The sequence below is a fragment of the Achromobacter pulmonis genome, from assembly GCF_902859765.1.
Classification (GTDB): domain Bacteria; phylum Pseudomonadota; class Gammaproteobacteria; order Burkholderiales; family Burkholderiaceae_B; genus Achromobacter; species Achromobacter pulmonis.
Map to the genome: position 1 here is coordinate 39,792 of NZ_CADIJV010000016.1, position 20,792 is coordinate 60,583.

Below are 20,792 nucleotides of genomic sequence, written 5' to 3' on the forward strand. Positions count from 1 at the left end.
TCCCATGGACGTCGGCATCCTGCTCATCCAGAGCCTGAACGCCTTCCAGTACGGCCTGTTGCTGTTCCTGGTGGCCAGCGGGCTCACGCTGATCTTCGGCATCATGGGGATCATCAACCTGGCGCACGGCAGCTTCTACATGATCGGCGCCTACATGGCGTTCGCGCTGGGGCCGGCGGTGGAGCGCTGGCTCGGCGGCGGCTTCGTCGCCACGCTGGCGGTGTGCGTGCTGGCCGCCGCCGCGCTCGGCTATCTGCTGGAAGCGGCGTTCTTCAGCTACCTGTACCGCCGCAATCATTTGCAGCAGGTGCTGATGACCTATGGCCTGATCCTGGTGTTCGAGGAGTTGCGCAGCATCCTGGTCGGCAATGACGTCCACGGCGTGCCGCTGCCGTCCTGGCTGCAAGGCAGCATCGCCCTGGGCGACGTGATGAGCTATCCGGTGTACCGCCTGTTCATTTCGGCGGTGGGCATCGCGGTGGCGCTGCTGCTGTACTGGGTCATCGCGCGCACGCGGCTGGGCATGATGCTGCGTGCCGGCGCCAGCAACCGCGAGATGACAGGGGCGCTGGGCATCGACGTCAACAAGCTGTACCGGCTGGTGTTCGCGGCCGGCGTGGCGCTGGCGGCGCTGGCGGGCAGCATCGCCGCGCCGGTGTCGTCGGTCTATCCCGGCATGGGCAACAGCGTGCTGATCATCTGCTTCGTGGTGGTGGTGATCGGCGGCATCGGTTCGATCCGCGGCGCGTTCCTGGCGGCGATGCTGGTGGGCGTGGTCGAGACCTTCGGCCAGGTGCTGTTCCCGGCCGCCGCCGGCGTGCTGGTGTACGTGCTGATGGCCGCGATTCTGCTGTGCAAGCCCGAAGGGCTGTTCAAACAGGGCTGACCATGAAGACGCATCGAATCCTGCCTGTCGCGACCCTGCTGGCCCTGGCGGCCTTCGCCTGGAGCGGCAGCGACTACTACACCGGCCTGGCCGTGAAGATCATGATCTACGCGGTGTTCGCGCTCAGCCTGCAATTGCTGGTGGGCGGCGCCGGACTGGTCAGCCTGGGCCACGCGGCGTTCTTCGGCATCGGCGCCTATGTCGCCGCGCTGCTGTCGCCGCAATCCGAAGCCGCCAGCCTGTGGCTGCTGTTGCCGGCGGCGCTGCTGGCAGCGGCAGCCTATGCCGCGCTGACCGGCGCGCTGGCGCTGCGCACGCGCGGCGTGTACTTCATCATGGTGACGCTGGCCTTCGCGCAGATGGCCTATTACGTGTTCCATGACACCGAGGTCGGCGGCGGCAGCGACGGCATCTATCTGTATTTCCGGCCGCAGGCGGCCATCGGCGGCTGGCTGCCGTTCGACCTGGACCAGGGCCACACCTACTACTTCTTCGTGCTGACCTGCCTGGCGCTGGCCTGGGGTTTCCTGGCCTTGCTGCGGCGCTCGCCGTTCGGCGCCGCGCTGGCCGGTATCCGCATCAACGAACAACGCATGCGGGCGGCCGGCTATTCGACCTATCCGTACAAGCTGTCGGCCTATGTGATCGGCGCCGCGCTGGCCGGCCTGGCCGGCTTCCTGTTCGCGCTCAAGGACGGCTTCGTCACGCCCGAACTGCTGGCCTGGGAACAGTCGGGGCTGGTGCTGCTGATGGTGATCCTGGGCGGTATGGGCAGCCTGGGCGGCGCGGTGCTGGGCACGGCCACGCTGGTGCTGCTGCAGGAACTGTTCCAGTCACAGGCGCTGTTCGGCGACTACGCGCGCCATTGGCACCTGCCACTGGGCCTGACCATCATCGCGCTGGTAGCGCTGCTGCCCGACGGGCTGGCCGGCCTGCCGGCGCAATGGCGCCGGCGCCGCGCGCGGCAAGCGCCGGCCCCATCGGCCGCCGCCGCCAAGCCGCTGCCCCTGCCGATCCAAGGAGAACCCCATGCCTGACCCCCTGCTGGCTGCCGACGCGGTCACCCGGCGCTTCGGCGGCCTGACCGCCGTCAACGGCGTGTCGCTGGCGCTACGGCGTGGCGAAGTCCATGCCGTCATTGGCACCAATGGCGCGGGCAAGTCCACGTTGATCAACATCCTGTCCGGCGAACTCGCGCCCCACAGCGGCCGGGTGTCGCTGGGCGGGCGCGATATCACCGCCTGGGGCCAGCCGGAGCGGGCCCGCGCCGGCCTGGGCCGCAGCTACCAACGCTCGACGCTGTTCCCCGAACTGACCGTATTCGAGAACTGCCGGCTGGCGGCCCAGGCCCGGCGCCAGCGCTTCTGGCGCTGGTGGCGGCCGGCCACGGCCTGCGCGGCCAGCGCCGAACTGGCCGCGCAGGCGCTCGAACGCACCGGCCTGGCCGCCGACGCCGCGCAGCCGGCCGGTCTGTTGCCGCACGGGCGCAAGCGCCAACTGGAGATCGCCATGTGCCTGGCCGGCGAGCCGCAAGTGCTGCTGCTGGACGAACCGCTGGCCGGCATGGGGCCGGAAGAAACCGACCGCATCCTGGCATTGCTGCAATCGCTCAAGGCCAACCACGCCATCCTGCTGGTGGAGCACGACATGGACGCGGTGTTCCGCAGCGCCGACACCATCACGGTGATGGTCAACGGCAGCAGCATCGCCAGCGGCGATCCGGCGCAGATCCGCGCCAACGCCGAGGTGCGCACCGCATACCTCGGCGAAGACCTGGACGGAGAGTACGCATGCGCGCACTGATCGAAGCCGACGGCCTGCACGTGTACTACGGCGCCAGCCATGTGCTGCGCGGCGTCGGCCTGCGCATCGCGGCGGGCGAGTCGGTGGGACTGGTGGGCCGCAACGGCATGGGCAAGACCACGCTGATCCGCAGCCTGGTCGGGCAGATCCGCAGCGCGCAGGGCCGCGTGGCGGTGCGCGGCGCCGATTGCACCCGCGCCCGGCCGCATGCGATCGCGCAGATGGGCGTGGCCTACGTGCCCGAGGGCCGCGGCATCTTCCCCAACCTGAGCGTGCGCGAAAACCTGCTGGTGGCGGCGCGCGCCGGCGAACAGGGCCGGCGCGACTGGACCTATGCGCGCGTGCTGGAGACCTTTCCGCGCCTGACCGAACGGCTGGGCCACGGCGGCCAGCAATTGTCGGGCGGCGAACAGCAGATGCTGGCGATCGGCCGGGCGCTGATGACCAACCCCGACCTGCTGATCCTGGATGAAGCCACCGAAGGCCTGGCGCCGCTGATCGTGGCCGAGATCTGGAAGATCATCCGGCAGATCCGCGCCACCGGCATGTCGACGCTGATCGTCGACCGCAACTACCGCGCGGTGCTGGCGCACACCGACCGCTGCCTGGTGATGGAAAAAGGGGTGATCGTGCAGGACGGCGACAGCACGGCGCTGGCCGCCCAACCCGAACAATTGACGCGCTACCTGGGCGTCTGAACGCGCCGCGCCGGAACTGCCCGGCGCGGGCCGGCGGCGTCAGATCAGCGCTTCGATCAGGAACGGGCCGCGGCGCTTCAGGCCCTCCTGCAGGGCGCGGGCAAAGCCTTCGACCGTATCGACGCTGACCGCCTCCACGCCCATGCCGCGCGCCAAGTGGGTCCAGTCCAGATAGGGCTCTTCCAGGTCGAGCATGCGGCGCGCGTTGCGGCCCGGCTCCTGCACCCCCACGTTCTTCATCTCGCCGTGCAGCGTGGCGTAGGAACGATTGGCCAGGATCACCGTCAGGCAGTCCAGGTTCTCGCGCGCCTGGGTCCACAGCGCCTGCAAGGTGTACATGCCGCTGCCGTCGGCCTGCAGGGTGATGACCTTGCGGTCCGGGCAGGCCACCGCCGCGCCGGCCGCCAGCGGCAGGCCGATGCCGATGGCGCCGCCGGTCAGCATCAGCCAGTCGTGCGGCGCGCTGCTGGCGCTGTAGATCGGGAATTCGCGGCCCTGGGTGATCGACTCGTCGCAGACGATGGCGTTCTCGGGCAGGTGGTGCGCCACCAGGATGTTGACGGCGGCGCCGGTCAGCTTGCCGCTGGCCGGGACCTCGTAGGCCGGCGCCGGCGCGGCCAGGCACGGCGCGTCGGCGGCGATGCCGAGTTCGTCGGCCAGCCATTCCAGCGCATGCGCCAGATCCTGCTCGACCGTGGCCAGCACGACCTTCTCGCAATCCTCCGGCGCCAGCAGGCTGGGCTTGCCGGGATAGGCGAAAAAGCCCACTGGCGCCTTGGCGCCCACCAGCACCAGATGACGCACGTCCTTGAGCTTGGCCACGGCCAGGTCGATCGGGTACGGCAGCCGGTCGACCGGCGTGCGGTCGCCGCCGCGCTCGACGCGGCGGTTGGAAGTCTCGGACATCAGCCGCACGCCGGTGGCGCGGGCGATGCGGCCAGCGGCCTTGAGCGCGCGTTCTCGCAGCGCCGTGTTGCCGAGCAGCAGCGTGGTGACTTCGCCGGAACGGATCGCCTTGGCGGCGGCGCGAACCGCCTCGATGGTGGTGTGCGGCACGGCCTCGTCGACCACCTTCACCACCGCGCTGTCGGCCGGCAGTTCGGTCCAGGCGGAGTTGGCCGGCAGGATCAGGGTGGCGATGTTGCCGGGATGGCGGCGCGCCACGCCGATGGCCTCGGCGGCGTCGGCCGACATCGACTCGGCCGACATGCCGCGCTTGACCCAGTGCGACATGGGGCGCGCCACGCCTTCGACATCGCTGGTCAGCGGCGCGTCGTACTGCACATGGTAGGTGGCATGGTCGCCGACGATGTTGATCATCGGGGTGCGCGCGCGCTTGGCGTTGTGCAGGTTGGCCAGGCCGTTGCCCAGGCCCGGGCCCAGGTGCAGCAGCGTGGCGGCCGGCTTGTCGGCCATGCGGGCGTAGCCATCGGCCGCTCCCGTGACCACGCCTTCGAACAGGCCCAGCACGCAGCGCATCTTCGGTTTGCGATCCAGCGCCGCGACGAAGTGCATCTCGGACGTGCCCGGATTGGCAAAGCACACGTCCACATCATTGGCCAGAAGGGTATCGCAAAGACTATCAGCGCCGTTCATCGTTTTTCCCTGGTTGTTTTACGTAAGCTCGGGCCGGCGGCGGCGCGCCGGCCCGATTGGCATGATAGGTAGGGTAGCGCAAACCCGCTAGAGCCAGTTGCGCGCGCCGGCATGGAACCATTCGGCATGTTCCGTCGGACGGAATTTCAGACGGCGCGCGCCGCGCCTACGCCAGGATCTGCCCCAGAAAGGCCTGCGCCCGCTCCGTGCGCGGCGCGCGGAAGAACTCGTCGGGCGCGGCGGTCTCGACGATCGCGCCCTGGTCCATGAACACCACCCGGTCGCCCACCTCGCGCGCGAATCCCATCTCGTGGGTCACGCAGACCATGGTCATGCCGTCGCGCGCCAGGGCCACCATGGTATCGAGCACTTCCTTGACCATCTCCGGGTCGAGCGCCGAGGTCGGCTCATCGAACAGCATGATCTTCGGCTGCATGCACAGCGCGCGGGCGATCGCCACGCGCTGCTTCTGGCCGCCGGACAACTGCCCCGGATACTTGGCGGCGTGCTGCGGGATCTTGACGCGCTCCAGGTACTGCATGGCGCGGCTTTCCGCCTCCGCCGGCGCCACGCCCTTGACCAGCATCGGCGCCAGTGTGCAGTTCTCCAGCACCGTCAGGTGCGGGAACAGGTTGAAATGCTGGAACACCATGCCGACCTCGGCACGGATGCGCTCGATATTGCCGACCTCGTCGTTCAGCTCGATGCCGTCGACAATGATGGTGCCGCGCTGGTGTTCCTCCAGCCGGTTGAGCAGGCGGATGGTGGTGGACTTGCCCGAACCGGAAGGACCGCAAAGAATCAGCTTTTCGCCGGGCCGCACCGCCAGGTCGAGCCCGTCGAGCACCTTGAAGTCGCCATACCATTTGGAGACGCCCCGCATGCTGATGATGGGCGCCACGTCGTTGATTGCATCCATGGCGTCAGGCCTTCGAGATATCGTGGTTGTCGCCGGCGCCGCTCCAGTAGCCGGGCACGGTCAGGCGCTTTTCCGAGCGCCGGAACAGATAGGCCAGCGCGCTGCACAGTACGAAGTAGATGACCCCGACCATGGTGTAGACCGTCAGCGCCTGGAAAGTGGCGCCGGCCAGCATCTCGCCGGCGCGCATCAGTTCGTAGACGCTGATCACGGCTACCAGCGAGGTCTCCTTGACCAGCACCAGCGCGTAATTGCCGAGCGCCGGGAAGATGGTGCGCAGCGCCTGCGGCAGCACGATACGCTGCAGCCGCTGCGTGCGCCGCAGCCCCAGCGCGCGCGCCGCCTCGTATTGCCCCGCGTCCACCGATTGGATGCCGCTGCGGAACAGCTCGGCCAGATAGGCGCCGAAATTCAGCGTCAGCCCCAGCACGCCGGCCACGAAGCCGTTGATCACCACGCCCAGCTCCGGCAGGCCATAGTAGATGTAGAACAATTGCAGCAGCAGCGGCGTGCCGCGGATGATGTCGATATAGACGCGCGCGGCGCGGCTCAACGCCGGCCGCCGCGACAGGCGGCACAGGCACACGACCAGGCCCAGCGCCACCGCCAGGAAGGCCGAACAGAAGAACAGCGCAAGGGTCCATACCGTGCCCTCGGCCAGCGGGGTCAGGTACATGCGCAACGTAGCGAGATCCAATTCCGGCTCCTTGTCGGTGGCGCGAGGCGCGTTATTTGCTCAGCAGGTCGGACACGCCCCACTTCTGCCCGATCGCGGCGAGTTCGCCGTTGCGCTTCATCTCGGCCAGCGCGGCGTTGACGGCTTCCAGCAAAGTCGCGTTGCCCTTCTGCACCGCCATGCCCACCTGCCACTTGCGCTGCGGCTGGTAGCTGGTGTCCAGCTTCACGCCGGGGATGTTCTTGGTCTTGATCTGGTAGATGATGCTGGGCGGATCGACGATGCCCAGGTCGATACGGCCGGCGCGCACGTCGGCCAGCAGCGTCGAGTAGTCCTGGTATGTGGATACCTTGGTGCCCGGCATGTCCTTGATCATGTTGAACTGCACCGAGTCCACCAGCACGCCGACCTTCTGGCCCTGCATGTCTTCGAACTTGCCATAGCGGCGCTTGGCCTTGTCGCTGACCACGATGCCTTCGCCCCATTCGTAGACCGGCGCCGAAAAATCGATGGCGCGGGCGCGTTCCTCGGTGATGAACAACGGCGCCGACATCAGGTCGGCGCGGCCCGAGGTCAGCGTCGGAATCAACCCGGAGAACGGCACGTCCGTCAGCGTGTCGGCCACGCCCAGGTGCTTGGCGACCGCGGCGGCCACGTCCACCATGATGCCTTCGAGCCGGTTCGACCGCGGGTTCTTGAAGCCGTGCGGCGGCGCGGACGCGGTGGTCACCACGTTCAAGGTCTTGTCGGCACGCACTTCGTCGAGCGTGCGCGCCACGCTGGCGCCGGCCTGCGCCAGCAACGCGGCCGACGCCAGGCCCAGCAGGATGGATTTGAGTTTCATGCTATTCCCCTTGTATGAAATGGATGCCGCAATGCGCCGGTTCAGTCCGGACGTCCTTGCGGGTACTGCCGTACCGCCACCGCCGCCAGGGCGCAGAATTCCTGCATGACGGTGGCGGCCAGGAACGCCGTGGCGCCCTGCACGTCCTGTGGCGGCGAGACGGTGTTCACATCGAACGCCACGAAGTTCAGGCCCGCCAGCTGACGCAGCAGGCCCAGCCCTTCCTTGGGCGACAGCCCGCCCCACTCCGGCGTGCAGACGCCCGGCGCGCAGGAAGGATCGAAGATGTCCATGTCGAAGCACAGGTACACCGGCCGCTGGCCAATGCGCTGCTTGATGGCATCGAGCGCGCCGCGCTGGTCCGCGTCGAACTCATCGAACGGCACGATGGTGTAGCCAACCTCGCGGCCGAATTCCAGCACGCCCGGCATGAACGAGCTGCCGCGCGTGCCCACGTGGTAGCTGCGCTGCACGTCCAGCAATCCTTCTTCGGCGGCGCGGGTGAAGGTGGTGGCGGTGTTGTAGCCAGGGATCGGATAGGTGTCGGTGTGCGAATCGAAGTGCAGCACCACGAAATCGGGATGACGTTGCGCCACGGCACGCAGTTGCGGCAGGGTCACCGCGCCATCGCCTCCCATCGAGATCGGGATCGCGCCGCTGTCGAGGATGGCGCCGATGCCTGCCTCGATCAAGGGATAGGAAGCGTCCGGATCGCCCGGATGGCAGGCCACATTGCCAACGTCGATCGCGCGCAGGAACTCCGGCGGATTGTCGATGCCATGGCGGCGGAAGATATCCACCGGCCGCAGCAGGCGCGACTGCTCGCGGATGGCGTCCGGCCCCTGGCGCGAACCGACCCGGAAAGGGTGCGTGCCGCAATCGAACGGGATGCCCACCACGCAGGCGCGCGCCGCGCCGGCTGCGGCGGCGCGGGCCGCTGGCAGGCCCATGAATCCCGGCACGGGATGAAAGCGGACTTCGGCGGACGACGGCACTGCGCAGCTCCTTGGCGACGGCCCGCTATCTGGGCGAACCGATAATTTAGATTCAATCAAATCGCTATGCGATACGATCGTGTCAAAATCAGATTAGCGCGTACACCAAGGCACCGCCAATTAGGGAGTTCCCCTGAATTGGCAACGGAATATCCGACAAAATAAGTATGGAATCAGGACGCGCGGCACCCTGCGGGCGCACCGGCGGCGCACCGGGCCGGCGCCTGCGGGGCGCCGCGATCGCGCTCAGGCGTCGTCGTCGGCAAACGGCGTGGCGCGCAGCGCGCCGCCGGGCGGTTCAAGCTCATAGAAGGGATGCGAGCGCCCCAAGGTGCGCGAGGCACTGATGGCGTGCGCGGTCTCCACCACTTGGGGGCCGAACACGGCTTGCGCCTGCTCGAACGACCAGCGGCTCGACGGCACCGAGACGTTGACCGCCCCCAGCGGCGTACCGCCGGCATCCAGCACGGCCGCGCTGACGGTGATGTCGCCGGGGTAGAACTCGCCGTTCGAACGCGCATAGCCATGGCGGCGCGCGAACTCCAACTCGGCCAGCAGCGCGTCCAGCCCGGTGATGGTGGCCGCGGTATAGGCCTTGCGCTCGCATCGCGCCAGCAGCCCGCGCGCCACGTCCGGATCCAGGCGCGCCAGCACCGCGCGGCCGGCCGCCGTGCAATACAGCGGCAGTCGCATGCCGACCGGCATGTTGACGAACATTTCCTTGTGGGTCGCAAAGCGCGCCACGTACACCATGTCCAGCCCGTCGGGCTCGGCCAGGCTGCACGTTTCCTGGCAATTGCGGTTGAGCGAGTGCAGGAACGGATTGCCCCCCAGCACCAGCGGACTGGTCTGCACATACTTCATGCCCAGTTCCAGCGACCACGGCCCGAGCGAGAATTTCTTGCTGGCGGGGTCCTTGCGCAGGTAGCCCAGCGTCCACAACGTGTGGGTGAAGCGCTGCACCGAACTCTTGCTCAGGCCGGTGGCTTCGGCCAGTTCCGGCAGCGTCATGGCCGGCCGGCCCTCGCTGAAGGCCCGCAGCACGGAAACACCGCGTGCCAGGGCGGCAATGAACAAGGGAGAGTCCTCGGGTCGGGTCTGCGTCATGGCGCGCGCTGCGTCCGGTGGAAAAGCGCATAGCGTACCGCATTACGGTGCGGCCATATCGCATGACGATCCCGCCATTGCTCGTCGCACGGGCCGTAAAACACAAACGGCCCGCGCGCGGCGGGCCGTTCCAGCTCAGGCTGGCATGCTCAGCGGATCGGCCACGGATACATCGCGCCGCCCTTGCTCCACAGCGCGTTGGTGCCGCGTTGCAGTCCGAGCTTGCTGTCCTTGCCGACATTGCGCTCGAACACTTCGCCATAGTTGCCCACGGCCTTGATCGCGTTGTAGGCCCACTTTTCGTCCAGGCCCATGTTCTTGCCGGCGCCCGGCGTCACACCCAGGATGCGCAGGACATTGGGGTTGTTGCTCTTGAGCATCTCGTCCACGTTTTTCTGCGTGATGCCGTATTCCTCGGCTTCCAGCAGCGCAAACAGCGTCCAGCGCACGATGCCGAGCCAGTTCTCGTCGCCCTGGCGCACCATGGGGCCAAGCGGCTCCTTGGAGAAGCGTTCCGGCAGGATCTCGTAGTCATCCGGCTTGGCCACCTGGGTGGCGCGCACCGCGGCCAGCTGCGAGGCGTCGTCGGTGAAGGCGTCGCAGCGGCCCGATTCGAAGGCGCGCACGACTTCGGTGACCTTGTCGATCACGACCGGCTTGAACTCGATGTTGTTGGCGCGGAACCAGTCGGCCAGGTTCAGTTCGGTGGTGGTGCCCGGCTGCACGCAGACGGTGGCGCCGTTCAGTTCCTTGGCGCTTTTCACGCCCAGCTTCTTGCTCACCAGGATGCCCTGGCCGTCGTAGAAGCTGGCGGCCACGGCCGACAGGCCCAGCGAGGTATCGCGCGTCTGGGTCAGGGTGACGGTGCGCAGCAGCACGTCGACCTCGCCCGACTGCAGCGCGGTGAAGCGTTGCTGCGTGGACAGGGCGGTGCCCTTGAATTTGGTCGGGTCGCCGAACACGGCGGCGGCGACGGCGCGGCAGATGTCCACGTCCATGCCTTCCCATTCGCCCTTGCTGTCGGTGGCCGAGAAGCCCGAAACGCCATCGGTCAGGCCGCACTGCACGAAGCCTTTCTTCTTGACTGCATCCAGCGTCGGGCCGGCCACCGCCGCCTGGGAGGCGCACGCCAGGGCAAGCGCGCCGGCAGCAAACGAAATCAACCGCTTCATTATTGCTTCTCCTGAATTAGATGCCCGCGCCGGCCTGTAGGCCCACAGCGGCTGAAACCAAGCCCATGCGTTATGGACCGGCCGCCAGATTACGCGATGTCCACTGAGTGAACAACGCGCCCGGCCCTAGTGGAAACCCGAGTAGCAAATGGTTAGGTAGAGACTCATGAAGTCCGGTGATCGAACTTTATTGACGGGCTCGCGCCGCGGCCAGGCCGGGCCCGCGTGCCATACTTTTTTCGCGCCCTGTCCGCTGGACGGCGCGATCAACTATCCACAGAAAAGCCGGCCGCGCCAAAACAACAATCCGCGGGACGCGCGCCGGCCAACGGCCGACTCATGGAGGAGACAAATCCATGGCACTTGCAAGAAAACCGCAGCTCCGCAGCCCGGCGGCAAGCTATCGCCGCCACGCCCTCAAGACCCTGTTGTGCGCCGCCCTGACCGCCAGCGGCCTGGCCGCCGCGCCGGCCCATGCCGACGACTGGCCCAGCAAACCGATCAAGGTGATCGTGCCCTACACGCCGGGCGGCTCCACCGACACCGTCACCCGCATCGTGATGGACAAACTCGGCCCGCGCCTGAAGCAGACCATCATCGTCGAGAACCGGCCGGGCGCCAACAGCAGCGTGGGCGCGTCGATCGCCGCCAAGGCCGATCCCGACGGCTACACCTTCCTGTCCGTGCTGCCGGCCTACATCATCAATTTCCACCTCTACAAGCTGGGCTACAAGCCCGGCGACCTGACGCCCGTGGCCCAGATGGCGGACCTGCCGCTGTTCCTGTTCGTGTCCCAGGACATTCCGGTCAACAGCGTGGCCGAACTGGTGGAATACGCCCGCAAGCATCCCGACAAGCTCACCTACGCCTCCAGCGGCAACGGCTCCAGCGCCCACCTGACCGGCGCCGATTTCGCGCTGCGCAACAAGATCACCATGACGCACGTGGCCTACAAGGGCAGCGCGCCGATCCTGACCGACCTGCTCGGCGGCCGGGTGTCGATGGTGTTCGACCCGATCCTGGTGCCGATGCAGTACGTCAAGCAGAGCCGCCTGAAGGCGCTCGGCTTCACCGGCAAGCAGCGCTGGCCGACCGAACCGTCGATTCCCACCATGGAGGAAGCCGGCATGCCCGGTTTCGTCACCGGATCGTGGGCTGGCCTGATGGCGCCGGCCAACACGCCCAGGCCGATCATCGAACGCATGGCGCGCGAAATCAGCGAGATCGTGCAGGAACCGGACGTGCGCCAGAAATTCCTGGACGCCGGCTTCCTGCCGGCCAGCGGCACGCCGGCGCAATTCGCCGAACTGATGAAGCAGGACTCGGCGCGCTACGCCGAGATCATCAAGCAGGCCCGCATCACGGTGAATTGAGCAACACGGGGCGCGCCGCCCGCGCGCCCCATCGGAAGCAGCAACCATGATCGACAAGTTCATCGACACTCCCGCGGCCGCCGTGGCCGACATCCATGACGGCGCCACCGTGCTGGTCAGCGGCTTCGGCGGCGCCGGCATGCCCACCGAACTGCTGCACGCCCTGATCGACCAGGGCGCGCGCGAACTCACCGTGGTCAGCAACAACGCCGGCAACCACGAGACCGGCCTGGCCGCCTTGATCAAGGCCGGCCGCGTGCGCAAGGTCATCTGCTCGTTCCCCAAGGCTTCGCATTCGTGGGTCTTCGACGATCTGTACCGGCGCGGCGGCATCGAACTGGAATGCGTGCCGCAGGGCACCATCGCCGAACGGCTGCGCGCCGCCGGCGCCGGCCTGGGCGGCTTCTTCACCCCCACCGCCTACGGCACCGAACTGGCCGCCGGCAAGGAGACCCGCATCATCGACGGCCGCGGCCATGTGTTCGAAACGCCGCTGCGCGGCGACTTCGCGCTGGTCAAGGCCGATCAGGCCGACCGCTGGGGCAACCTCACCTACCGCAAGAGCGCCCGCAACTTCGGCCCCATCATGTGCATGGCCGCGGCGACCACCATCGTGCAGGTGCGCGCCAAGGTGGCGCTGGGCGAACTGTCGCCCGAGGCCGTGGTGACGCCGGGCATTTTCGTCCAGCGCGTCACCCAGGTGGCCCAATCCGCGTTCTCCAGCTGAAGGAATTCCCATGCCCACTCCCCTCTCCCGCGAGGCCATGGCGCGGCGCCTGGCGCAAGACATCCCCGACGGCAGCTACGTCAACCTGGGCATCGGCATGCCGGTGCTGGTGGCCGCGCACCTGCCGGCCGGCCGCGAAATCGTGCTGCACAGTGAAAACGGTATTCTCGGCATGGGCCCGCCGCCCGCCGCGGAGCAGATCGACCTGGACCTGATCAACGCCGGCAAGCAACCGGTGACGCTGCTCGAAGGCGGCGCCTATTTCCATCACGCCGACTCCTTCGCCATGATGCGCGGCGGCCACCTGGACATCTGCGTCATGGGCGGCATGCAGGTCGCGGCCAACGGCGATCTGGCCAACTGGTCGCTCAACAAGCCGGGCGAGGCGCCGGCCGTGGGCGGCGCGATGGACCTGGCGGTGGGCGCGCGCAGCGTCTACATCCTGATGGAACACAACAGCAAGGACGGCTCGCCCAAGATCGTCGAGCGCTGCACCTACCCGCTGACCGGCGCCAGCGTGGTCGACCGCATCTACACCGACCTGGCCGTGATCGACGTCAGGCCCGACGGCCTGTGGGTCCGGGATATGATCGACGGCATGACATTGACAGCGCTGCAGGCACGCACCGGCGCGCCGCTGCGCGCAGGCTGATGCTGCCCAACCTTCCCCCGCCCGGCTACGCCGCGCCGCTCGCCCCCGAGGATCACCCCGACCAGTTGCGCGGCGATCCCGACTACATGCTGACGCTGGCGCGCGGCCTGCACGTGATCCGCGCCTTCGGCACCCGCCGCCATCCACAGACGGCGGCCGAACTGGCGCGCCGCGCCGGCCTGCCGCGCGCGGTGGTGCAGCGCTGCCTGCACACGCTGATCCTGCTCGGCATCGCCGAACAGCATGGCCGCCAGTACATCCTGACCCCGCGCATCCTGGGGCTGGGCTACGCCTACTTCTCCTCGACGCCGTTCGTCTCGCTGGCGCAGCCGGTGCTGGAAGAACTGAGCGCCACTGTCAATGAAACCTGTGCGCTGGCCATCATGGAGGGGCACGAAATGCTCTACCTGGCGCGCTCGGAAGTGAACCGGCTGCTGGCCACTTCGATGGGGCTGGGCAGCCGCCTGCCGGCCTACTGCACTTCGATCGGCCGCGTGCTGCTGGCGCAGTTGTCCGAACCGGCGCTGGCGCGCTATTTCGCCGCCACCGACCTGCAGCCCTACACCGAATTCACCCTCACCACCGAAGCGCGGCTGCGGGCCGAACTGGCGCGCATCCGCGAACAGGACTACGCGGTGGTCGACCAGGAACTGGAGTTGAATGTGCGCGCCATCTCGGTGCCGGTGCGCTCGGCCAGCGGCAAGGCCTGCGGCGCGGTGAACGTCAGCGTCAAGGCGGCGCGGGTGCCGCTGGAACGGCTGACCGGGGAATTCCTGGCGCCGATGCGCCAGGCCGTGGCCAGGATCGGCGAATTCCTGGCGGCCTGAACCGCCGGCCTACAGGTCGGTGGTGTCCAGTGTGAACGCGGCGGCGGCGCGGCCGATGCGGTCGTTGACCGCGTGCCAGGCGTCATCGGCCGGCGGCGCCTGCACGATGATGCGCTCGAAGCCCCTGCCATCCAGGTCGCGCAACAGCGCATACAGGGCCTGCGCATAGCGCGCCGGATCGGCCGGCACCTGTTGCCATTGGATGCGCGCGTCGCAGGCCGCCGGCGGCGGCGTGTACGCCACCACCACCACCTTGCCCGGCGGCAGGCCGCGGCCTTGCAGCACGGCCTGCAGACGCGCATCCGACGCCAGTTCCAGCGCGGTGCGCGGCGCGTAGTGTGCCTTCAGCGTGCCCGAGGCGCGCGGCGCGGCGGCGTCGGGCGCGAACACCTGCACGCCCAGCACCGCCTCGATCTGCGCAGCGCCGATGTGGCCGGGACGCAGCAGCACCGGGCCGGCGCCACGGTCCAGCCGCGACAGGTCCAGGATGGTGGATTCGATGCCGACCTCGGAGGCGCCGCCTTCCAGCACCGGCATGCCGGCCGCGACCTCGTCGGGGAATTCACCGCGCACGTGATCGGCGCGGGTCGGCGAGACCTGGCCGAACTTGTTGGCCGAGGGCGCGGCCACGCCGCCCTGCCCGTTCGGCTTGCCGGCCGCGAACGCCGCCAGCAGCGCCTGCGCCACCGGATGCGAGGGGCAGCGGATGCCGATGCTGTCCTGGCCGCCGCTGACGGTGTCGGCGATATGCGGCGCGCGCTTGAGGATCAGCGTCAGCGGACCGGGCCAGAAGGCGTCGATCAGCAGGCGCGCCTCGGGCGGCACCTCGGCCGCCCAGTACGACAGGTCGCCCTGCGGCGCGATGTGCACGATCACCGGATGGTTCGCCGGCCGGCCCTTGGCGGCGTAGATCCTGGCCACCGCCTGCCGGTTCTCGGCGTCCGCGCCCAGGCCGTAGACAGTCTCGGTCGGGAAGGCGACCAGTTCGCCGGCCAAGAGGCGGCGGGCGGCGTCGGCGATGTCCGCGGCGCTGGTGGAGTCGGGCGAAGCGGGCATGGCGTTACTCGGGCGCCTGCATGCCCAGGGCGGCGGCAACCCGGGCGGCGTCGGCCTGGGCCTGTTGCAGCGTCGGCGCGACGATCGTAACGTGGCCCATCTTGCGGCCGCGGCGCGCCTCGCGCTTGCCGTACAGGTGCAGCTTGGCCGTAGGCACCGCCAGCGCGGCCGCCCAGTCGGGCTCGCGCTGCGCATCGCCGGTGGCCGCCGCATACCAGATGTCGCCCAGCAGATTCAGCATCACCGCCGGCGCCAGCAGGTCGGTGGCGCCCAGCGGCAGGCCGGCCATGGCGCGCGCCTGCTGCTCGAACTGGCTGGTGATGCAGGCGTCCATGGTGTAGTGGCCGCTGTTGTGCGGGCGCGGCGCGATCTCGTTGACGATCAGGCTGCCGTCCTTGAGCACGAAGAATTCCACGCACAGCACGCCGTGATAGCCCAGGCCCTGCGCGATGGCCTGCGCCGCCGCGGTGGCCTGCGCCTGGCGTTCGGCATGGGCGGCATCGAGCTTGACCGGCGCCGCCGTCGACACGGCCAGGATGCCGTCGCGGTGCACGTTGCGCGCCACCGGGAACACCACGCTGGCGCCGTCGAAACCGCGCGCGATCACCACCGAGATTTCGTAGTCCAGCGGCATCAGCGCTTCCAGCACGCAGGCCACGCCGCCGAACTCGGCGAACGCGGCCAGCGCCGCCTCGCGCGTGTCGATGCGGGCCTGGCCCTTGCCGTCGTAGCCCAGGCGGGCCACCTTGAGGATGCCAGGGAACAGGCTGTCGGGCGCCGCGCGCAGGTCGGCTTCGCTGCGGATGGCGGCGTGCGGCGCGACCGCGATGCCCTGACTGGCGATGAAGGCCTTTTCGGCGATGCGGTCCTGCACGATGGCGACCGCGTCGGCGGCCGGGCTGACGCGGCAACGGGTCGCCAGCGCGCGCAGACTGTCGGCCGGCACGTTCTCGAATTCGGTGGTGACGGCCTGACAGGTCTGCGCCAGGCGCGCCAGCCCGTCTTCGTCGTCATAGGCGGCCTGGATGTGCAGGTCCGCCACCATGCCGGCGGGGCATTCGGCGGCCGGGTCCAGCACCGCGACCTTGTAGCCCAGGCTCTGGGCCGCGTGGCAGAACATGCGGCCCAGTTGGCCGCCGCCCAGCAGGCCGAGCCAGCCGCCGGGGGCAATGGTGAAAGCAGTCGATTGCGTCATACGGATCAGGCCTCGGGCGGAACCTTCATGTCGCGCGCGGCCTGCGTCTGGCGCGCGCGGAAAGCCACCAGCTTCTGGTGCAGGCCGGCATCGGTGCCCGCCAGCGTGGCGATCAGGTGCAGCGCGGCGTTGGCGGCGCCGGCCTCGCCGATGGCGAAGGTGGCGACCGGCACGCCCTTGGGCATCTGCACGATCGACAGCAGCGAATCCTCGCCGCGCAGGTATTTGGACGGCACCGGCACGCCGAACACCGGCACTTCGGTCAGGGCGGCCATCATGCCGGGCAGGTGGGCCGCGCCGCCGGCGCCGGCGATGATGCCACGCAGGCCGCGCTGATAGGCGGCGGCGCCGTATTCGGCCATGTCCTGAGGCATGCGGTGCGCGGAAATCACGCGCGCCTCATGCGGCACGCCGAAGTCTTCGAGCATGGTGACGGCGTGCTTCATGACCTCCCAATCGCTGGAGGAACCCATGATCACGCCCACCACGGGGGGGGCCTCTGCCGCTGCGGAAGTCTTGGCTGTCATAACCGATGTCGAGTAGTTGGAAGGCCGCGGCGGTACCGCGAAACCCGTTATTTTACCCGGCGTCGGCGGCAGGCTACGGCGCGCTGCCCGAATCCAGCCAGAGGTAGGTGGTGGGGTTGTCCGGGCAAGGCCCGAAGCCGCATTGCAGCGTGGTGCTGCCCAGATTGGCCAGCACCAGGACGAAAAACAGGGCCATGATGATCATGCCCAGTACCGACACCGGCCGCTTGAGCATGTTGTCGCCCCATTTGCGGTCCACCGACAGCATCAGCACGCAGAACACGACCAGGGCGCAGAAGGCGATGAAAGCCCAGGTATAGAAGTGCAGGCCCAGGAAGGGTGTGCCATAGCCGGGATCGCCCGGGGCGATGTGCAGCAGCACCTGGCGGCCCGATGCCACCATGCCCCCGAGCGAGGCGGCGATGGTCATGGCGTAGTGCATGGGCGAAGGCCCCAGCCGCAGGTTCAGCAGCAGGCCCACGCCGGCCAGAATGAAGGCCACGCGTTGCAGCTGGCACAGCGGGCACGGCAATTCGTCGTAGGCGAACTGCCAGGCGAACGCCATGCCCAGGATGACGGTCACGCCCAGCAGGGCCAGGGCATTGAGCACGCGCGAGCCGCGCGCCGGATTACGGGAAAAGATCATCGCGGCCCATCCTACAGCGACAGCGTCAGCGGGCTGTTCATGTGGAACTGGCACCAGGCGGCGAACACCAGCAAGGTGATCAGCCAGAAGGCGACGCATGGACGGCGCTTGCCCAGCACGCCGAACCACACGGCGACCAGTCCGGTCAGGAAAGGCAACATCATGATCATGCGCAGCTCCTTTCTACATCCGGTGGGCGCTAGGCCCAGGCGGCGGCTGCGGGCCGCGTCCGGCAAATTGGCGGAAGGGAAGCCGCGGATTGGCCGGCTTCCTGTTGCAGGTTGCCGGCGAGTATAACGTAACAATAAGCAATAATTTTTACGGAAAAACAGGGATTACCCTCAGCGGCGTGGCCTCAAGGGCAAAAAAAACCGCCCGGAGCGGGCGGCTTCTTGCGGCGGCTGCGTCTCAGGCAACCAGGCGGTCGAGCGCTTCGCGGTATTTCGCGGCGGTCTTTTCCAGCACGTCCTGGGGCAGGCGCGGCGCGGGCGGGGTCTTGTCCCAGGTCTGGGTTTCGAGCCAGTCGCGCACGAACTGCTTGTCGAACGAGGGCGGGCTGATGCCCACGCGGTAGCCGTCGGCCGGCCAGAAGCGCGAGGAATCGGGCGTCAGCACTTCGTCCATCAGGTGCAGCGTGCCGTCGTCATCCAGGCCGAACTCGAACTTGGTGTCGGCGATGATGATGCCCTTGGTGGCGGCGAATTTGGCCGCTTCGGTGTACAGCTTGAGCGTGACGTCGCGGATGCGCTCGGCCATTTCCTGGCCGACTTCCTTGACCACGTGGGCGAAATCGACGTTTTCGTCATGCATGCCGAATTCAGCCTTGGCCGCCGGCGTGAAGATCGGTTCGGGCAACTGGCTGGCCTGCTGCAGGCCGGCCGGCAGTTTGATGCCACAGACGGCGCCGGTGGCCTGGTAGTCCTTCCAGCCAGAGCCAATCAGGTAACCGCGGGCCACCGCTTCCACCAGGATCGGCTTGAGGCGCTTGACCACCACGGCGCGGCCGCGTACCTGGTCGACTTCATCGGGCGCGACCACGTCTTCGGGCTTGATGCCGGTGGAGTGGTTCGGCAGGATGTGGGCCAGCTTCTGCAGCCAGAACTCGGTCAGTTCGGTCAGCACCTGCCCCTTGCCGGGGATGGGATCGTCGAGGATGACATCGAACGCCGAGATGCGGTCCGACGCGACGATCAGCAACTTGTCGTCGCCCACCGCGTACATGTCGCGGACCTTACCGCGGCCCAGCAGCGGCAAGGACTTGATGCTGGATTGATGCAAAGCAGAAGTCACGGAAAAATGGCCTATGGCAAAAATGGGGGTCGCGCAAAGCGCATAGATTACTGCAAATAGCACCGTCTTGCCGGGCGGCGGAGCGCGGGTTAGTCTGGCCGGATTCCAAAAAATGCGCCGGCCGCGCAGCCGCGTCACGGCGCCCCCTTGACCCCTGGAGGAGACACAGTCGTATGCAGGATGCAACCCAGAAACGCCCGGCCCACGCCGATGCGCAGGTCCACCTGACCGGTGGCTGCCAATGTGGCGCGGTGCGCTACGCAGTGACCGACGAACCCATCATGGCGGCCACCTGTCATTGCCGCGATTGCCAGTACTCCAGCGGCGGCGCGCCGGCCCACGCGCTGATCCTGCCGGCCGGCTCGGTCACCCTGCTGCGCGGCCAGGCGCGCGAACACCGCTACAAGGGCGATTCCGGCCACACCGTGATGCGCAGTTTCTGTGCGGACTGTGGCACGCCGCTGTTCGGCGGCTCCGAAGGCATGGCCTACGAAGTGGTGCGGGCCGGCTCCCTGGACGACCCCGAGGCATTCCATACCCGCGTCAGCATGTGGACCGACTCGGCGCCGTCCTGGCACCACGTGGACCGGAGCGTGCCGAATTTCCCCCGGAACGCCCCGCCCGCCTGAGGCGGCTGGCGGCGGACGAAAAAAAAGCGGGCCCGCGAGGGCCCGCCCTTTTGCGGCCGGCCTCCCCGAGGGGAGGCGGCTGGCGGCTTACTGCACCACCTGGGCCAACTTGCCCGACGCGTACTGGGCGGCGATCTCGGTCAGGGGCAGCGCCTTGATCTTGCTGGCGTTGCCGGCGGTGCCGAATTCCGTGTAGCGAGCCACACAGATCGCCTTGGCGGCGGCGCGGGCCGGCTTCAGGTATTCGCGCGGGTCGAACTTCTCGGGGTTCTCGGCGAAGAAACGGCGGATGGCGCCGGTCATGGCCAGACGGATATCGGTGTCGATATTGATCTTGCGCACGCCGTACTTGATGGCTTCCTGGATTTCCTCTACCGGCACGCCGTAGGTTTCCTTCATATTGCCGCCGAATTCACGGATCTCGGCCAGCAGTTCCTGCGGCACGCTGGAGCTGCCGTGCATCACCAGATGGGTGTTGGGCAGGCGGGCGTGGATTTCCTTGATGCGGGCGATCGACAGGATGTCGCCAGTGGGCTTGCGCGTGAACTTGTAGGCGCCGTGGCTGGTGCCGATGGCGATGGCCAGCGCGTCCAGCTGGGTGCGGCGCACGAAGTCGGCGGCCTGCTCCGGATCGGTCAGCAACTGGTCCATGGTCAGCTTGCCGTCGGCGCCGTGGCCGTCTTCCTTGTCGCCTTCCATGGTTTCGAGCGAGCCCAGGCAGCCCAGTTCGCCTTCGACCGTCACGCCCAGCTTGTGGGCCACGTCCACCACCTTCTTGGTGACTTCGACGTTGTAGTCGTAGTCGGCGATGGTCTTGCCGTCTTCCTTGAGCGAGCCGTCCATCATGACGCTGGAGAAGCCCAGGTCGATGGCGCCCTGGCAGACCTTGGGCGACTGACCGTGGTCCTGGTGCATGACCACGGGGATGTGCGGGTAGGACTCCACGGCGGCCTGGATCAAGTGCTTCAGGAAGCCTTCGCCGGCGTACTTGCGGGCGCCGGCCGAGGCCTGCATGATCACCGGGCTGTCGGTCTCCGACGCGGCTTCCATGATGGCCTGGACCTGCTCCAGGTTATTGACGTTGAATGCCGGAATGCCGTAGCCATGCTCGGCGGCGTGGTCGAGCAACTGGCGCATGGAGACTAGGGCCATGAGTGGTCCTCCTTAGGTACTG

At 68.0% G+C, this 20,792-nt stretch carries 23 protein-coding genes; 9 read left to right on the plus strand and 14 right to left on the minus strand.

Annotated elements, in window-relative coordinates:
* Positions 1 to 4: 4 nt before the first annotated feature.
* Genes HV701_RS14900 through HV701_RS14915 form a run of 4 tightly spaced genes read left to right on the plus strand, consistent with a single transcriptional unit; the run spans position 5 to position 3,387 of the window.
* Positions 5 to 886, plus strand: coding sequence for a branched-chain amino acid ABC transporter permease (locus HV701_RS14900; RefSeq protein WP_175133797.1), 882 nt, complete (start codon positions 5 to 7; stop codon positions 884 to 886).
* 2 nt (positions 887 to 888) lie between these two features.
* Positions 889 to 1,923, plus strand: a complete 1,035-nt coding sequence (locus HV701_RS14905; protein WP_175133798.1) for a branched-chain amino acid ABC transporter permease — start codon at positions 889 to 891, stop codon at positions 1,921 to 1,923.
* A complete protein-coding gene (locus HV701_RS14910; protein ID WP_175133799.1) occupies positions 1,916 to 2,689 on the plus strand; it encodes an ABC transporter ATP-binding protein in 774 nt (257 codons plus the stop codon). The genes HV701_RS14905 and HV701_RS14910 overlap by 8 nt, the downstream gene beginning before the upstream one ends.
* Complete coding sequence (locus tag HV701_RS14915; protein WP_175133800.1) at positions 2,677 to 3,387, plus strand: ABC transporter ATP-binding protein; 711 nt, start codon at positions 2,677 to 2,679, stop codon at positions 3,385 to 3,387. The genes HV701_RS14910 and HV701_RS14915 overlap by 13 nt, the downstream gene beginning before the upstream one ends.
* Before the next feature lie 39 nt (positions 3,388 to 3,426).
* Here HV701_RS14915 and HV701_RS14920 read toward each other — a convergent pair whose 3' ends face one another.
* The 7 genes from HV701_RS14920 to HV701_RS14950 all read right to left on the minus strand — a co-directional run bounded on the left by HV701_RS14920 (position 3,427) and on the right by HV701_RS14950 (position 10,696).
* Positions 3,427 to 4,983 carry an acetolactate synthase large subunit gene (locus HV701_RS14920; RefSeq protein ID WP_175133801.1) on the minus strand — a complete coding sequence of 519 codons (1,557 nt, stop codon included), beginning with the start codon at positions 4,981 to 4,983 and terminating at the stop codon, positions 3,427 to 3,429.
* Between the two features lie 166 nt (positions 4,984 to 5,149).
* Entirely contained in the window at positions 5,150 to 5,902 is a 753-nt protein-coding gene (locus HV701_RS14925; RefSeq protein WP_175133802.1) for an amino acid ABC transporter ATP-binding protein, read from the minus strand.
* A gap of 4 nt (positions 5,903 to 5,906) precedes the next feature.
* On the minus strand, positions 5,907 to 6,599 hold the full coding sequence (locus tag HV701_RS14930; RefSeq protein ID WP_175133803.1) for an amino acid ABC transporter permease: 693 nt from the start codon (positions 6,597 to 6,599) through the stop codon (positions 5,907 to 5,909).
* 31 nt (positions 6,600 to 6,630) lie between these two features.
* Positions 6,631 to 7,422, minus strand: a complete 792-nt coding sequence (locus HV701_RS14935; protein WP_175133804.1) for an ABC transporter substrate-binding protein — start codon at positions 7,420 to 7,422, stop codon at positions 6,631 to 6,633.
* Positions 7,423 to 7,463: 41 nt separating this feature from the next.
* Entirely contained in the window at positions 7,464 to 8,372 is a 909-nt protein-coding gene (locus tag HV701_RS14940) for an arginase family protein (RefSeq protein WP_175133880.1), read from the minus strand.
* Between the two features lie 291 nt (positions 8,373 to 8,663).
* A complete protein-coding gene (locus tag HV701_RS14945) occupies positions 8,664 to 9,524 on the minus strand; it encodes an IclR family transcriptional regulator (protein ID WP_175133805.1) in 861 nt (286 codons plus the stop codon).
* Between the two features lie 149 nt (positions 9,525 to 9,673).
* The gene (locus tag HV701_RS14950) at positions 9,674 to 10,696 is read right to left on the minus strand and encodes an amino acid ABC transporter substrate-binding protein (RefSeq protein WP_175133806.1); all 1,023 of its coding nucleotides are present in this window, start codon (positions 10,694 to 10,696) and stop codon (positions 9,674 to 9,676) included.
* Between the two features lie 356 nt (positions 10,697 to 11,052).
* Here HV701_RS14950 and HV701_RS14955 point away from each other — a divergent pair, with 356 nt between their 5' ends.
* From HV701_RS14955 to HV701_RS14970, 4 genes are read left to right on the plus strand one after another with little or no spacing between them, the layout of a single operon-like run.
* Positions 11,053 to 12,069: a Bug family tripartite tricarboxylate transporter substrate binding protein gene (locus HV701_RS14955; RefSeq protein ID WP_175133807.1), complete on the plus strand. Its 1,017-nt coding sequence runs from the start codon at positions 11,053 to 11,055 to the stop codon at positions 12,067 to 12,069.
* Between the two features lie 46 nt (positions 12,070 to 12,115).
* Positions 12,116 to 12,796, plus strand: a complete 681-nt coding sequence (locus HV701_RS14960) for a 3-oxoacid CoA-transferase subunit A (protein ID WP_175133808.1) — start codon at positions 12,116 to 12,118, stop codon at positions 12,794 to 12,796.
* A 10-nt stretch (positions 12,797 to 12,806) separates the two neighbouring features.
* Positions 12,807 to 13,448, plus strand: a complete 642-nt coding sequence (locus tag HV701_RS14965) for a 3-oxoacid CoA-transferase subunit B (protein WP_175133809.1) — start codon at positions 12,807 to 12,809, stop codon at positions 13,446 to 13,448.
* Positions 13,448 to 14,275 carry an IclR family transcriptional regulator domain-containing protein gene (locus tag HV701_RS14970; protein WP_175133810.1) on the plus strand — a complete coding sequence of 276 codons (828 nt, stop codon included), beginning with the start codon at positions 13,448 to 13,450 and terminating at the stop codon, positions 14,273 to 14,275. Before HV701_RS14965 ends, HV701_RS14970 begins: the two co-directional genes overlap by 1 nt.
* Before the next feature lie 9 nt (positions 14,276 to 14,284).
* Here HV701_RS14970 and HV701_RS14975 read toward each other — a convergent pair whose 3' ends face one another.
* The 6 genes from HV701_RS14975 to HV701_RS15000 all read right to left on the minus strand — a co-directional run bounded on the left by HV701_RS14975 (position 14,285) and on the right by HV701_RS15000 (position 18,989).
* Positions 14,285 to 15,331 carry an L-threonylcarbamoyladenylate synthase gene (locus tag HV701_RS14975; protein ID WP_175133811.1) on the minus strand — a complete coding sequence of 349 codons (1,047 nt, stop codon included), beginning with the start codon at positions 15,329 to 15,331 and terminating at the stop codon, positions 14,285 to 14,287.
* A gap of 4 nt (positions 15,332 to 15,335) precedes the next feature.
* On the minus strand, positions 15,336 to 16,526 hold the full coding sequence (locus tag HV701_RS14980) for a 5-(carboxyamino)imidazole ribonucleotide synthase (RefSeq protein WP_175133812.1): 1,191 nt from the start codon (positions 16,524 to 16,526) through the stop codon (positions 15,336 to 15,338).
* A gap of 5 nt (positions 16,527 to 16,531) precedes the next feature.
* Complete coding sequence (purE, locus tag HV701_RS14985) at positions 16,532 to 17,053, minus strand: 5-(carboxyamino)imidazole ribonucleotide mutase (protein WP_175133813.1); 522 nt, start codon at positions 17,051 to 17,053, stop codon at positions 16,532 to 16,534.
* A gap of 73 nt (positions 17,054 to 17,126) precedes the next feature.
* Positions 17,127 to 17,699 carry a disulfide bond formation protein B gene (locus tag HV701_RS14990; protein WP_175133814.1) on the minus strand — a complete coding sequence of 191 codons (573 nt, stop codon included), beginning with the start codon at positions 17,697 to 17,699 and terminating at the stop codon, positions 17,127 to 17,129.
* Positions 17,700 to 17,710: 11 nt separating this feature from the next.
* Complete coding sequence (locus HV701_RS14995) at positions 17,711 to 17,869, minus strand: DUF5993 family protein (protein ID WP_175141581.1); 159 nt, start codon at positions 17,867 to 17,869, stop codon at positions 17,711 to 17,713.
* Positions 17,870 to 18,107: 238 nt separating this feature from the next.
* A complete protein-coding gene (locus HV701_RS15000) occupies positions 18,108 to 18,989 on the minus strand; it encodes a phosphoribosylaminoimidazolesuccinocarboxamide synthase (protein ID WP_175133815.1) in 882 nt (293 codons plus the stop codon).
* 173 nt (positions 18,990 to 19,162) lie between these two features.
* Here HV701_RS15000 and HV701_RS15005 point away from each other — a divergent pair, with 173 nt between their 5' ends.
* A complete protein-coding gene (locus tag HV701_RS15005; RefSeq protein ID WP_175133816.1) occupies positions 19,163 to 19,618 on the plus strand; it encodes a GFA family protein in 456 nt (151 codons plus the stop codon).
* Positions 19,619 to 19,705: 87 nt separating this feature from the next.
* Here HV701_RS15005 and fba read toward each other — a convergent pair whose 3' ends face one another.
* Entirely contained in the window at positions 19,706 to 20,770 is a 1,065-nt protein-coding gene (gene fba / locus HV701_RS15010; protein ID WP_175133818.1) for a class II fructose-bisphosphate aldolase, read from the minus strand.
* Between the last annotated feature and the right edge of the window lie 22 nt (positions 20,771 to 20,792).

Excerpts from the sequence above, each read along its gene's own strand:
- HV701_RS14900 (WP_175133797.1), top strand. The coding sequence starts at position 5 with ATGGACGTCGGCATCCTGCTCATCCAGAGCCTGAACGCCTTCCAGTAC.
- HV701_RS14905 (WP_175133798.1), top strand. The coding sequence starts at position 889 with ATGAAGACGCATCGAATCCTGCCTGTCGCGACCCTGCTGGCCCTGGCG.
- HV701_RS14910 (WP_175133799.1), top strand. The coding sequence starts at position 1,916 with ATGCCTGACCCCCTGCTGGCTGCCGACGCGGTCACCCGGCGCTTCGGC.
- HV701_RS14915 (WP_175133800.1), top strand. The coding sequence starts at position 2,677 with ATGCGCGCACTGATCGAAGCCGACGGCCTGCACGTGTACTACGGCGCC.
- HV701_RS14920 (WP_175133801.1), bottom strand. The coding sequence starts at position 4,983 with ATGAACGGCGCTGATAGTCTTTGCGATACCCTTCTGGCCAATGATGTG.
- HV701_RS14925 (WP_175133802.1), bottom strand. The coding sequence starts at position 5,902 with ATGGATGCAATCAACGACGTGGCGCCCATCATCAGCATGCGGGGCGTC.
- HV701_RS14935 (WP_175133804.1), bottom strand. The coding sequence starts at position 7,422 with ATGAAACTCAAATCCATCCTGCTGGGCCTGGCGTCGGCCGCGTTGCTG.
- HV701_RS14940 (WP_175133880.1), bottom strand. The coding sequence starts at position 8,372 with ATGGGCCTGCCAGCGGCCCGCGCCGCCGCAGCCGGCGCGGCGCGCGCC.
- HV701_RS14945 (WP_175133805.1), bottom strand. The coding sequence starts at position 9,524 with ATGACGCAGACCCGACCCGAGGACTCTCCCTTGTTCATTGCCGCCCTG.
- HV701_RS14950 (WP_175133806.1), bottom strand. The coding sequence starts at position 10,696 with ATGAAGCGGTTGATTTCGTTTGCTGCCGGCGCGCTTGCCCTGGCGTGC.
- HV701_RS14955 (WP_175133807.1), top strand. The coding sequence starts at position 11,053 with ATGGCACTTGCAAGAAAACCGCAGCTCCGCAGCCCGGCGGCAAGCTAT.
- HV701_RS14960 (WP_175133808.1), top strand. The coding sequence starts at position 12,116 with ATGATCGACAAGTTCATCGACACTCCCGCGGCCGCCGTGGCCGACATC.
- HV701_RS14965 (WP_175133809.1), top strand. The coding sequence starts at position 12,807 with ATGCCCACTCCCCTCTCCCGCGAGGCCATGGCGCGGCGCCTGGCGCAA.
- HV701_RS14970 (WP_175133810.1), top strand. The coding sequence starts at position 13,448 with ATGCTGCCCAACCTTCCCCCGCCCGGCTACGCCGCGCCGCTCGCCCCC.
- HV701_RS14975 (WP_175133811.1), bottom strand. The coding sequence starts at position 15,331 with ATGCCCGCTTCGCCCGACTCCACCAGCGCCGCGGACATCGCCGACGCC.
- HV701_RS14980 (WP_175133812.1), bottom strand. The coding sequence starts at position 16,526 with ATGACGCAATCGACTGCTTTCACCATTGCCCCCGGCGGCTGGCTCGGC.
- purE (WP_175133813.1), bottom strand. The coding sequence starts at position 17,053 with ATGACAGCCAAGACTTCCGCAGCGGCAGAGGCCCCCCCCGTGGTGGGC.
- HV701_RS14990 (WP_175133814.1), bottom strand. The coding sequence starts at position 17,699 with ATGATCTTTTCCCGTAATCCGGCGCGCGGCTCGCGCGTGCTCAATGCC.
- HV701_RS14995 (WP_175141581.1), bottom strand. The coding sequence starts at position 17,869 with ATGATCATGATGTTGCCTTTCCTGACCGGACTGGTCGCCGTGTGGTTC.
- HV701_RS15005 (WP_175133816.1), top strand. The coding sequence starts at position 19,163 with ATGCAGGATGCAACCCAGAAACGCCCGGCCCACGCCGATGCGCAGGTC.
- fba (WP_175133818.1), bottom strand. The coding sequence starts at position 20,770 with ATGGCCCTAGTCTCCATGCGCCAGTTGCTCGACCACGCCGCCGAGCAT.